At 69.4% G+C, this 12,095-nt stretch carries 11 protein-coding genes; 3 read left to right on the forward strand and 8 right to left on the reverse strand.

The genetic code is table 11. From position 1 onward, the window contains the following. Positions 1-783: membrane protein (locus ACY5KJ_RS07300; protein ID WP_462203045.1), on the reverse strand; the 783-nt coding region annotated here is incomplete at its 3' end. 337 nt (positions 784-1,120) lie between these two features. Here ACY5KJ_RS07300 and ACY5KJ_RS07305 point away from each other — a divergent pair. Continuing rightward, complete coding sequence (locus tag ACY5KJ_RS07305; protein ID WP_462187422.1) at positions 1,121-1,771, forward strand: UdgX family uracil-DNA binding protein; 651 nt, start codon at positions 1,121-1,123, stop codon at positions 1,769-1,771. Positions 1,772-1,826: 55 nt separating this feature from the next. On the opposite strand, the gene ACY5KJ_RS07310 is transcribed toward ACY5KJ_RS07305, so the two are convergent. From ACY5KJ_RS07310 to ACY5KJ_RS07325, 4 genes are all read right to left on the reverse strand, one after another. Further along, positions 1,827-2,585 carry a L,D-transpeptidase gene (locus ACY5KJ_RS07310; protein ID WP_462203046.1) on the reverse strand — a complete coding sequence of 253 codons (759 nt, stop codon included), beginning with the start codon at positions 2,583-2,585 and terminating at the stop codon, positions 1,827-1,829. Then, positions 2,582-3,385 carry a hypothetical protein gene (locus ACY5KJ_RS07315; RefSeq protein ID WP_462203047.1) on the reverse strand — a complete coding sequence of 268 codons (804 nt, stop codon included), beginning with the start codon at positions 3,383-3,385 and terminating at the stop codon, positions 2,582-2,584. The genes ACY5KJ_RS07310 and ACY5KJ_RS07315 overlap by 4 nt, the downstream gene beginning before the upstream one ends. A gap of 368 nt (positions 3,386-3,753) precedes the next feature. Then, positions 3,754-4,521, reverse strand: a complete 768-nt coding sequence (pdxH, locus tag ACY5KJ_RS07320) for a pyridoxamine 5'-phosphate oxidase (RefSeq protein WP_462187415.1) — start codon at positions 4,519-4,521, stop codon at positions 3,754-3,756. A 97-nt stretch (positions 4,522-4,618) separates the two neighbouring features. Then, positions 4,619-5,014 carry a toll/interleukin-1 receptor domain-containing protein gene (locus ACY5KJ_RS07325; protein WP_462187414.1) on the reverse strand — a complete coding sequence of 132 codons (396 nt, stop codon included), beginning with the start codon at positions 5,012-5,014 and terminating at the stop codon, positions 4,619-4,621. A gap of 407 nt (positions 5,015-5,421) precedes the next feature. Between ACY5KJ_RS07325 and ACY5KJ_RS07330 the strand changes: the two genes are divergently transcribed. Both ACY5KJ_RS07330 and serC read left to right on the forward strand, forming a co-directional pair. Further along, entirely contained in the window at positions 5,422-6,531 is a 1,110-nt protein-coding gene (locus ACY5KJ_RS07330; protein ID WP_462187413.1) for a citrate synthase 2, read from the forward strand. After that, on the forward strand, positions 6,524-7,648 hold the full coding sequence (serC, locus tag ACY5KJ_RS07335; RefSeq protein WP_462187411.1) for a phosphoserine transaminase: 1,125 nt from the start codon (positions 6,524-6,526) through the stop codon (positions 7,646-7,648). Before ACY5KJ_RS07330 ends, serC begins: the two co-directional genes overlap by 8 nt. 86 nt (positions 7,649-7,734) lie before the next feature. Here serC and ACY5KJ_RS07340 read toward each other — a convergent pair whose 3' ends face one another. From ACY5KJ_RS07340 to ACY5KJ_RS07350, 3 genes are all read right to left on the reverse strand, one after another. Further along, entirely contained in the window at positions 7,735-9,102 is a 1,368-nt protein-coding gene (locus ACY5KJ_RS07340; RefSeq protein ID WP_462187410.1) for a citrate synthase, read from the reverse strand. Positions 9,103-9,368: 266 nt separating this feature from the next. After that, complete coding sequence (locus tag ACY5KJ_RS07345) at positions 9,369-10,058, reverse strand: response regulator transcription factor (RefSeq protein ID WP_462187409.1); 690 nt, start codon at positions 10,056-10,058, stop codon at positions 9,369-9,371. Continuing rightward, the gene (locus ACY5KJ_RS07350; protein WP_462187408.1) at positions 10,049-11,812 is read right to left on the reverse strand and encodes a sensor histidine kinase; all 1,764 of its coding nucleotides are present in this window, start codon (positions 11,810-11,812) and stop codon (positions 10,049-10,051) included. The genes ACY5KJ_RS07345 and ACY5KJ_RS07350 overlap by 10 nt, the downstream gene beginning before the upstream one ends. Positions 11,813-12,095 lie beyond the last annotated feature (283 nt).

Below are 12,095 nucleotides of genomic sequence, written 5' to 3' on the forward strand. Positions count from 1 at the left end.
GCCCGGTGGCGGGATCGGGGGTCGGGGCGAGGCGACGGCCGGCGGTGGCAGCGGCCGTTCCGGCGCGTGTGCCGGGGAGGTGGTGGGGCGGCGATCGTGCCACTTCGCCCGAGCCTCGGCGGCGGTGTCCTCGACGTGTTCGAGGATCTCCTCCCATCGGATCTGCATGGGTCGAATGAGGCCGCCTCCCACGCCGACGACGATCACACCGGTGAGGGAGGCCAGGATCGCCCAGAGGACCGGTGTGGTGACCGACGTCGCGAGTCCCACCTCGTCCAACCCCGTTTTGCCGAAGGCGACTACGAGCACGGTGGCCACGATGTTGCCGGCCGCCCGTCCGTACGCGAGGTCGCGTAGTGCCTCCGTGACGAAGGTCCGGACGACCCGGGCGAGGCCGACCCCGATCATGATGACCAGCGTCGCGAGCAGGGTGCGGAGCAGCAGAGCGAGTAGATCGGTCACGGTGTCCTCGGCCGTGTTCGGTCCGAAGGCCCCCAGCGCGATCCGCAGCACGCCGAGCAGGCCGATGCCCATGAGCACCCGGAGCCCGCTCGCCCGCACGCTCTGGGCCGGCTGGTGCAATAGCCGCGGCAGGCCGGCGCGATCGATGATCCGATCCAGGCCGGCGCGTTCGGTGAACCGGGTGACGAGGCGCGTACCCGCCCGGACCAACAGCCAACCGAGCAGACAGATCGCGAGGAAGAGGCCTACTTTCGGAGCTGTCGCGGCGATTTGCGACCATTCGTCGGAGAAGCCCCGATCCCGCTCCACGGCAAGCGTCACCCGTACAGCACAACAGCAAACGCTGTGTAGTTGAATGATGACACGCCGCTATTTTGCGGGGTGGTCCCGTGGATTGGCCACCCTTGATCCTGGGCAGGGGGATGCGTGGGCAGGATCCCCCGCTCGAAGACCGGCGGAGAAGTGGCGGGCTCCGCCGGAGGTGGTTGCGTCGGCGTGGGATGTGGAGGGCAGCTCACGCACGGCGCGCCACGCATCTCCGCGTACCACGCATTGCCCCGCACCCCCGGCACCGGGGTCCTGGCACGCCGGGTCTCCCAGGGCTCGTGCGGCTCGTGCGGACGGGCGAGGGCCCGTCCGGTTGAATCGGTGGATGAGCATGCAGCCCGTACACATACCACCACGGGCGGACCTGCCGACCCTGGCGGCGGCGGCCGCCGACTGCCAGGGATGCGACCTCGCGCAGCTGCCCGGCACCCGCACGGTCTTCGGGGTCGGCCCCGCGCACGGCTGGCTCGCCCTCGTCGGCGAGCAGCCGGGCGACATCGAGGACCGGCGGGGTGTGCCGTTCGTGGGCCCCGCCGGCAAGCTGCTCGACCGGGCCCTCGGCGAGGTGGGACTCGACCGTGCCGAGGTGTACATGACGAACGCCGTCAAGCACTTCCGGTATCGCACCGGCAACGGCCCGCGGCGGATCCACCAGACGCCGGACCCGCGGCATGTCACCGCGTGCCGTCCCTGGCTATCCGCGGAGCTCAACCTCGTTCGGCCGGCGATCGTCGTGATCCTGGGGGCTACGGCCGGTATGTCGCTGCTCGGACCGTCGTTCCGGGTGACGAAGATGCGTGGCCGGCTGCTCCCCGGGCCGGCCGGCTCCGGGGCTCAGCTGCTCGCCACGCTGCATCCCAGTGCGGTGCTACGGGCAGATCCCGCCCGCCGTGACGAGGTCTACGCCGGATTCGTCGACGATCTGCGGATCGCCGTGGCGGCCCGTCCCGCCATGGGCCCGTCCGCCTCGGTGGATGCATAGCCCACCCGGGCCCCCGCGATCCTCCGCCGGGAAGGGCCTCGTTACCGATCTTCTTCTAGGCGATGATGTCGATCGGTGTACCGAGGGGAACGGTCTGGGCGAGTCTGGTGATCGCGTCGTTGCTCAGGCGGATGCATCCGTGGCTGACGTCCTTGCCGATGAGCTTTGGCTCGTTCGTCCCGTACATGCCGATGACCGGCTTGTGGCCGCCGAACGAGCTGAGTGATGTCGAGAAGCCGTTAAGCCCGAAGGCATACGGCCCGTACGGACCGTTCGGGTCACGCGGCTTGAGCAGCTCCATGAGATAGAAGCGCCCGCCCGGCGTCGGGGTGTCGGCGGTGCCGATCCCCACCGGCTCCTCGGCGATCTGCGTCCCGTTGCTGAACACATGGAGTCGGTGCCTGCCGCGGGAGACAACCAGCCGGTACGACGTCTCGGACGCGGTGACCTGGTCCGCCTTCAACCAGCCGGTGCTGCCGTTCGGCTGCACCGGCAGCAGTACCTGCCACCATCCCGACAGCTTGGCCTGGACGAGGAAGACCCGCTTGACGCCGTTCTCATTCGGACTGGCCAGCGTGGAGGAGGGTTGGGTGTCGGTCGGGGCGCTGTAGACGTCGATGCTGGCACCCACGGCCGTGACCACGGTGCTCTTTCCCTGGCCGAGCCCGGCGACGGCGGCGAGCTGGTTGCGCACCTGCGGGGAGAAATCGGTGGAGGCGTTCCTGGCGCCGTCGCCGCAGCTGGTCAGCACGACGCCACCCAGGATGGCCGCGAGGGCGCCCGCGGCCATCCTGGGACCAGGTCCGGAGCTCATCGCGTGTAGTGCGGATCGGCCGGGACGGCGCTCGTGGCGGCGGGCACCGCGACGGGTAGCGGAGCGGGCGGTGCGAGCGGCAGCGGGGCCGACCCGCCCGTGCAGTTGGAGACACCGACCGTCGGCACGGTCACGAGCAGAACCTTGGTCTTGGCGTCCCAGGGGGAGCCGATTACCGCGAGCGCCTTCGAGGGAACGTCAACGGTCTGCTTCGGCCCGATGTCCAGAATCCCGCCGTGCAGGCTGGTGTCGAACCAGCCGAATCCAAAGGCCTTGTCCGCGGTGTTCTTCAGTTTCCAGGAGGGGACGGAGCCGTCGCAGGTGAAGGTGAGGAACAACGGGTTGACGTCCATGTCGTCGATGCTGTTGATCTGCTTGTCCAGCGGGACCTCGAAGGGCAGCAGGTCGAGGAAACCGTCGAGTGTCGGGTTGCCGGTGCCGTTGGTCGGGCTCGCGGAGGACGTCGCGTCCGCCGTCGCGCCCGGAATCAGGGCCGCGGCGTCGGTGGGCGTGGCACTCGGCGTGGCGCTCGGATCGAGGCTCGGAGTGGCGGTCGGGCCGGCCGGCCCGGTCGGCCCGACCGTCGGGTCCACGCCGGCCAACGGCTCTGTCTTCGGTGTCGCCGTCGGGGCGTCGGCGACGAGGGGGGACGGGCTCGGCTGGGTGACGGCCGTGGCTGTGGCCGTGGCCGTGGCCGTGGGCGACGGTTCCGGAGTTTCGGCGAGCGCCGGGGAGGCCAGTGCGATGGTCGCCGTGCCGAGAACGCCGGCCACCGCGGCACGCATTCTGGTGATACGCATAAATCCGTCTCCTCGACGTGTGCCGAGCACGTTGATTGCGGGCAGGAGCGATTGCAGCCAAGAAGGTAGCAACGCGCCGTTCGTCCCCGGGAGGCCGGGTCCGGCGTAGCGGAACTGTTGGGTGGCGCGGCCGCGGTTTCGTGGTTGTCCGATGGGGTCCGTCGAGTCCGGCACGTTCAGCACCGGCCCAGTACGTTCAGTATCGTTCCGGCACGTTCAGTGCGGATCCGATGGGTTCAACGATGAACAGCGAGCGGCGAACGGACGTCAGTGAAGACCGCTAAGCCGGGCCGAGTCAATAAGGTGTCTCCGGGTGTGTCGCCGGCCGGCGGATGCGCGATTGCCGTGACGGTCAGGGGGCGTGACGGTCAAGGGGCGAGGCGTTCGATGACCCAGAGATCTCCGGCCGCGGTCGGGACGACGGAGTCCGTGCCGTCGCCGTCGGCCGGTACCGACACCCGCCGGTACCGCAGCCGGTCGTGCAGCCGGTCCGCGCGGCCCTGCCAGAACTCCACGATGTCCGGCACGATGCGTAACCCACCCCAGAACTCCGGTGTCGGCACCCGGGTGCCCTCGGGCCAACGGGCCGCGAGCTTGGCGGCGCGGTCGTCGAGCACCGTACGGGACTCGATGATCGTCGACTGGTGGCTGGCCCAGGCGCCGAGCTGCGAACCACGCGGACGCGACTGGAAGTAGCGTTCCGTCTCGGCCCGGCTCACGCGCTCGATCGATCCGATGACGACGACCTGGCGCTCGAGGGCGTACCAGGGGAAGACCAGCGAGCCGAAGGGGTTCTCGGCAGCCTCACGGCCCTTGCGCGAGGTGTAGTTCGTGTAGATCACAAAGCCCCGCTGGTCGAACCCCTTGAGCAGCACGGTCCTGGCACTGGGCCGCCCGGCGGCGGATGCCGTCGCGAACACGGCCGCGTTGGCCTCCGGAACGCCTGCCCCGGGGGTGGCTGCGTCGGTGAACCAGGCGGCGAACTGTTCGACCCAGGTCGGCGCGAGATGCTCCGGCTCCAGATGACCGGTGCGGTAGCCCTGGCGGAGCAGGGCGGAATCGGGGACGTCCGGATCGGGGACGTCCGGATCCGGACCGCCCACCGGCGGCTCGTCGGCAGCGGAGGCTGGGGCCACGCCCCGATTCTGCCAGGCAGGCCGCGCGCGCCAGCGGGACGGCCCCGAGGGTGATCCCGCCGGGCCAGGGTCCGTCGTCCTGGTCAGGAGAGCTCGGTCAGGAGAGCTCGGTCAGGAGCTCGCGGACGCCGAGGTCCCAGCGAACCGTAAGGTCGGTGCACCGCCGGCCAGCCAGCCGATATGGCGCGTCGCCGCCCGACGACCCCGACAGCAATGCTGGTACCAGGGTGATACCGCGGGCGGCGAGATCATCGGCCAGTGCGGGTAGCCATTCCTGGACGATCCACGGCGCGTGGATTCCCAACGTGGAGTATCCGAGCACGAGAAAGTCGGCGGCGGCGAGCGTCTCATTCATGAACATGGACACGGTGTCGCCGATGCGTATCTCCCAACGGTCCAGGTGCACCGCGTGCCCCGCCGCGCTGATCGCCCGGCCCAACCGTTCGGCGGATGCGATGTCCGCCGCGCGATGACTGATGAAGACGAACGCCATGATCCTCCCGTCGTGTTCGCGCTGCGTGACTGCCGCCGGTCAGGCGTTCCAGACACGAGGCCCGACCGTAGCGCGGAATGATCTCAGTTGACCAAACTTTCCGTTCACCGCTCTCGGCATATTCGTATAAATAGTAATATGATGGAAAAGCTGCTGTGACTTACGTCATATTTTATGGGTTTCGCGTTGCCCAGTGCATCGGCCTGTGCGCGGTCGGTTCCAGATCAGGGTTGGATGGAGCATCGCGGGGCACCTGCGCCCTGGCGCGGTGGGATGCCTCGCGGCAGGATCGGATGGAGCAGCACCCACGAAGCAGCACCGACGGGGCAGGACGCGGACGGGCCGCCGGCGGGACCATAGAGACAGAACCGGTGGGACCAAGAGACAGAAGCGGAGATCCGGACTCGATGGCCGAGAAAACAAGCGATTTCAAGCCCGGTCTGGAAGGTGTGATCGCCTTCGAGACGGAGATCGCCGAGCCGGACAGGGAAGGTAGCGCGCTGCGTTACCGCGGCGTCGACATCGAAGACCTTGTTGGCAAGGTCGACTACGGCCACGTCTGGGGGCTGCTGGTCGACGGGGCGTTCGAGCCCGGACTGCCGCCGGCCGAGCCCTTTCCGGTCCCGGTGCACTCCGGTGACATCCGGGTGGACGTGCAGAGCGCGCTCGCGATGCTCGCGCCCTACTGGGGCCTGGGCCAGCTGATCGACATCACCCCGGAGCAGGCGCGGGACGATCTTGCCCGGGCGTCGGTCGTGGCGTTGTCGTTCGTCGCCCAGTCCGCGCGGGGCCTCGGTCAGCCGGCGGTGCCGCAGAAGGAGGTTGACCGGGCCCGGACGATAACCGAGCGGTTCATGATCCGTTGGCGTGGTGAGCCGGATCCCAGGCACGTCCAGGCCGTGGACGCCTACTGGGTCTCGGCCGCCGAGCACGGCATGAACGCCTCGACGTTCACCGCCCGGGTGGTCGCCTCGACCGGCGCGGACGCCTCGGCGGCGCTGTCGGCCGCCGTCGGTGCGCTGTCCGGTCCGCTGCACGGCGGTGCTCCGTCCCGGGTGCTCGCGATGCTCGACGAGGTCGAGCGCACCGGCGGCCCCCTCGGCTACGTCCGCCGTGCCCTGGACCGTAAGGAGCGCCTGATGGGCTTCGGGCACCGGGTGTACCGCGCCGAGGACCCGCGGGCCCGGGTGCTGCGCCGGACCGCTCGTGACCTGGGCTCGACCCGCTACGAGGTGGCGGAGGCGTTGGAGGCCGCCGCGATCGAGGAGCTGGCCAACCGGTTCCCGGATCGCCCGCTGCGGACCAACGTCGAGTTCTGGTCGGCGGTGGTGCTGGACTTCGCCGAGGTGCCGGCCCATATGTTCACGTCCATGTTCACCTGTGCCCGCACCGCCGGCTGGAGTGCCCACATCCTGGAACAACAACGCACCGGGCGGCTGATCCGCCCGTCCGCGCGGTACGTGGGCCCCGCTCCGCGCCCGCTCGGTGACGTCCTGCCGGGGGTCAGCCGTGGCTGACGCTCCCGCGATCGTGCTGCCCGACCGGCTGCGTCCCCGGGACGGCCGGTTCGGCTGTGGCCCGTCGAAGATCCGTCCTGAGGCGGTCGAGGCCCTCGCCGCGAGCGGGGCGACCTACCTCGGCACCTCGCACCGGCAGAAGCCGGTCAAGAGCCTGGTCGGCCGGGTGCGGGCAGGCCTGTCCGAGCTGTTCTCCCTGCCCGAGGGCTACGAGGTCGTGCTCGGGATCGGCGGTGCCACCGCCTTCTGGGACGCGGCCGCCTTCAACCTCGTCCGGACCCGCTCCCAGCACCTCGTCTTCGGCGAGTTCGGGGGCAAGTTCGCCGACACGACGAAGGGCGCGCCGTTCCTGGCCGCGCCGTCGGTGATCTCCTCGCCGCCCGGTACGCATCCGGACTGGGCGCCGGAGGCGGGCATCGACGTCTACGCCACCCCGCACAACGAGACCTCGACCGGTGTCGCCCGTCCGGTCCGCCGGCCGGTGGGTGCGGACGACGGCGCCCTGCACCTGGTCGACGCCACCTCGGGAGCCGGCGGGCTGCCGGTCGATGTGCGCGAGGTGGACGTCTACTACTTCGCGCCGCAGAAGAGCTTTGCCTCCGACGGCGGCCTGTGGACGGCGCTCGTGTCCCCGGCGGCGATCGACCGGCTCGCCGAGATCGCCGCGACGGACCGGTGGATCCCGCCGTTCCTCGATCTCGCCACGGCCCGGGACAACAGCTCCAAGGACCAGACCTACAACACCCCGGCGGTCGCGACGCTGTTCCTGTTCGCCGACCAGATCGAGTGGATGCTCGCCCAGGGCGGGCTGGACTGGTGCGTGCGGAGGACCGCGGAATCGTCGTCCATCCTCTACACCTGGGCCGAGAAGACTTCCTACGCGACACCGTTCGTCGCCGACCCGGCCGCGCGTTCGCAGGTCGTCGTGACGGTCGACTTCGAGGGGGTGGACGCCGCCGCCGTGGCCAAGGTGCTGCGCGCAAACGGTGTCGTCGACGTCGAGCCCTACCGCAAGCTCGGCCGCAACCAGCTGCGGGTGGCCTGCTTCCCGGCGGTCGAGCCGGCCGACGTCGAGGCGCTCACCGCGAGCATCGACTACGTGGTCGAGCACCTGTAGGCGCCGGGAACCGGCGGGAGCCGCCGGCAACCACAAGGGCCGGGGCCGCGGGAGACACCGCGGCCCCGGTGGGGGGCTACGGCCGGTCAGCGCAGCGGGCGCTCCGGTGCCGCCTGGGCCGCCTGGGCCGCGATCGGGTCGGTCCCGCTGTCCACGACCCCGCTACGGTCGTCGATCGGGACATATGGCCGCTGGTCGTAGCCGATGTACAGCTGGCGCGGTCGGGCGATCTTCTGCTCGGGGTCGAGCAGGCCCTCTTCCCACTGCGCCAGCCATCCCGGCATCCGGCCGATGGCGAACAGCACCGGGAACATCTCCACCGGGAAGCCCATCGCCTGGTAGATGATGCCGGTGTAGAAGTCGACGTTCGGGTAGAGCTTGCGCGCGACGAAGTACTCGTCCTCCAGCGCGATCCGCTCCAGCTCCATGGCCAGGTCGAGGAACGGGTTCGTGCCGGTGACCTTGAAGACCTCGTCGGCGACCTGACGGATCACCCGGGCCCGCGGGTCGTAGTTCTTGTAGACCCGGTGGCCGAAGCCCATCAGCTTTTTCTTGCCCTCCTTCACCTGGGCGATGAAGGCGGGGATGTTCTCGACCGACCCGATCTCCGAGAGCATCCGCAGCACCTGCTCGTTGGCGCCACCGTGCAGCGGACCGTAGAGCGCGGAGATCGCGGCGGCGGCCGCCGAGAACGGGTCCGCCTGCGAGCTGCCGACCGCGCGCATCGCGTTGGCCGAGCAGTTCTGCTCGTGGTCGGCGTGCAGGATGAACAGCACGTCGAGGGCGTGCTCCAGGTTGGGGTCCGGCTCGTACTTGAGCTCGGTGGCCTTCCACATCATGTTGAGGAAGTTGCCGGCGTAGGACAGGTCGTTGTCCGGGTAGACGTACGGGAAACCGACCGAGTGCCGGTAGGAGAACGCTGCCAATGTCGTGATCTTGGCGATCAGGCGGACGATCTGCAGCCGGCGCAGCCCCGGGTCGTCGATCGTCTTGGCGTCCGGGTAGAAGGTCGACAGCGCACCCACCGTGGAGACTAGCATGCCCATCGGGTGCGCGTCGTGGTGGAAGCCGTCGATGAACTTCTTGATCGACTCGTGGACCAGGGTGTGATGGGTGATCTCGTCTTCCCAGGTCGCCAGCTCCTCGGCGGAGGGAAGCTCGCCGGCGAGGAGCAGGTAGGCGACCTCGAGGAAGCTGCTCTTCTCCGCCAGCTCCTGGATCGGATAGCCGCGGTAGCGCAGGATGCCGGCGTCACCGTCGATGTAGGTGATCGCACTTCTACAGCTCGCCGTGTTCGTGGAGGCGGGGTCGTACGTCATCAGCCCGAAGTCGTCGTCGCTCGTTTTGATCGAGCGAAACGCACTCGCACGTACCGCGCCGTCCGTAACCGGTATCTCATATGTTTTTCCGGTGCGGTTGTCGGTGACGGTCAGTGTGCTGACCTGCTCGGACACGCCGGGCTCCTCTCGCTGTGGCGGTGCCGCAATGACGGCACTGGCCCAAGTCGGGGCGCGCGTCCGGGTACGGAGCGCTCACGCCGGTTCGCTGGCTCACATGGTTGTTCCCAAGTTTGGCCGTTCGTGCCTGCACATGCCCGTGATCGGGGGGCTCCGTCCCACGTGGGCTGCGCCACCCCGGTGGGACAGAGTCTTCCGTGGCTGCGCTCGGGGGTGGAATCACGCTTCGATGGTCACTGCGGCTCGCCCAACCGGGTGGACCGCTACTCGGAGAGCGAGGAGTGGTCCTCGCCGCCGGCCTCGCCACCGGTGGCTCGGAGCCAGGCCAGCACGGCCAGTACCCGACGGTTGTCGTCCGCGGAGGCCGGCATCCGTAGCTTCGTGAAGACGTTGGCTACGTGGTTCTCGACGGTCTTCGGCGCCAGATGGAGCTTGGCGCCGATGCCCTGGTTCGATCGCCCCTCGGCCATGTGCCGGAGCACGGCCCGCTCCCTGGCGGTGAGGCGTTCCAGTTCGCCGGCCCGCCGGCGATGGGTCAACAGGCCGGCGATGATCTCCTCGTCGACGACGAGCCGACCGCCGACCACCCTGCGTAACGCGTCGTGCAGCGCGGTGATGTCGTCCACCCGGTCCTTGAGCAGATATCCGATGCCGCCGCCCCCGTCGCCCAGCAGCCGCAGCGCGTATGGCGTCTCGGCGTACGTGGACAGCACCAAGACGCCCATCGCGGGATGGGCCGCACGTATCGCCTCGGCCGCTATCAGCCCTTCGTCGGTGAACGTCGGAGGCATCCGGATGTCCAGGATGACGGCGTCGGGCCGGCCGCAGGCGAGCTGGTCGATGATCTCGTCCGCGGTCCCGGCCTGCGCGACGACCTCGACTCCCGCGGCGGCCAGCAGCATGGCCAGCCCCTCGCGGAACAGCACTGAGTCATCCGCGACGGCTACCCGCACGGGATGCTCGCCGTCAGTCGGGTGCCGCCGCCGGACGGGCTGAGGATGCTCAGGTCGCCGCCGAGCGCACGTACCCGGTCCGCGAGACCCGCGAGCCCGCCACCCTCGACCACGACGGCACCGCCCTTACCGTCATCGGTGACCTCGATCAGGATGCCGTCGTCCACGCACCGGACCGTCACCCGGACCTGGGCCGCCCCGGCGTGTTTGACCGTGTTCGTCAGCGCCTCGCAGATCGTGTAGTAGGCGCCGGCCTCCAGGATCGGCTCGAACCGGACGGTCGGGATGTCGAACTCGACCTTGACGGGGAGGGGCTCGACCACCACCTCCAGGGCTGGGAGCAGCCCACCCTGACTCAGCATGGCCGGGTGGATTCCCCGGGCCAGACTGCGCAGGTCCTGGAGAACATGATGCAGATCCTCGCGAGCGGCTTCGATGGCAGAGATCGTATCGGGGTCGGAGGTCTTTGTCCGGGCGAGTCCCAGCCTGGTGGCGAGGGCCAGCAGCCGTTGCTGGACGCCGTCGTGCAGATCGCGCTCGAGGCGGCGCCGTTCGATCAGGCCGACCTCCACGATGCGGGCCCGGGAGGCGCGCACGGCGTCCAGCTGCGCGGCCACGGCGGCGTGCAGCCGGGCGTTCTCCAGCGCCATGGCGCTGGCCTGCAGTGCGACCGTGACCAGGTCGCGGTTGCGCTCCTGGGCGGCGGCGGCGGAGATCAGCGCCAGTGGCGCGCCCGACGAGGTCGTCACCGGCACGAGCAGCCGGCTGGCTCCGGGGCGGGGCGGGGTGGCCGTGGCGCCTTCGGCGTCGACGTGCCGCCGCTCCTGCGGCATCCACAGGAAGAGCTCGGCGGAGTCGTCGTGCAGAGCCGTACGCAGGATGTCTCGTACGGCCGGGACCGTCGGCGGCATCGGCAGCGTCGCCAGGAGCTGTGCGATGCGGGCGCGGGCGAGCTGGCGGCGTACGCCCGCCGCGGCGAAGGACAGGGGGATGGTCAGCAGCGCGAGCGCGATGAGGATGAAGGCCGGCGGGACGTAGGCTCCGCTGGGGTTGTAGACGAAGATGTTGACCGTGGCGGCGAGGGTGAACGCGACCAGCAGTGCGATGACGACCGGTCCGAAGATCCGGCGGTCGAGCGCGGAGTAGCGGCGCAGCCGCGCGCGGACAACCCAAAAAAAGGCCGCGGCCAGCACGAGGGTCAGGCTGTTGAGGACCCAGATGATCTCCTCGAAGACATCCCGGTCGATCGGCGAGCCATACCACCAGACATTTCGGGAATATCCGAGCCAGGTCGGGTCGGAGATGCCGACCAGTCCCAGGTTCGCCACCGGGATGACGAGGACGGCGCTTGCCAGCAGGGCGCGCTCGCGGTTGCTCTGCAATCGCCCGACCGGATATCGCAGCGCGCCCCAGCCGAGACAGACCCAGAAATGCGTGTAGGCGAACGTGGAGATGAAAGCCGACGGACCCTTGTCCCATGCCACGGTCCAGGTCAGTGCCCACAGCAGACCACTGAAGATCATGGCTCCGGTGGCGCTGCCCAACGCGTCCTCGCCGTTCAGCAGCACTCCGGTGAGGACGAAGGCGAGCGCCACCGAGACGTTGATGCCCGCCGCCACCGGGTTGTCGGAGAATGCCGGCCACTGGCAGGCGACCGTTCCGGCCGTGGTGGCTATACCCCCGATGCTGAAGCACCATGAGCGGTGGCGGGCGGCGCAGGCGGCCAGTCGGCGGGGTACACGCGGATGAGGCACCTCAATCCACCATATGTAGCCGGAATCTCACCGAACAAGCGTCGCACATGACGACCGGGGGTTTCGAGGGTTCCCCCTACTCTCCTGGCGGCAACCCCCCGAAGAACTCTGGAGCTGCCCCCAAAGCCAGCGGTGGCATCGAAGGTGGAGGCTGGGAGAAACGGATCGGTGTCCCTCGGGGACCGGACCTTCGGGGGTAAACATTCACCTGCTTTAGTGATCTTGCTGTAGGTGACGGTTCACGGGCATGGCTGTGGGCCGCGCCGGGCGGGGTGGTTGGGGT

This window comes from Frankia sp. CcWB3, assembly GCF_977927595.1.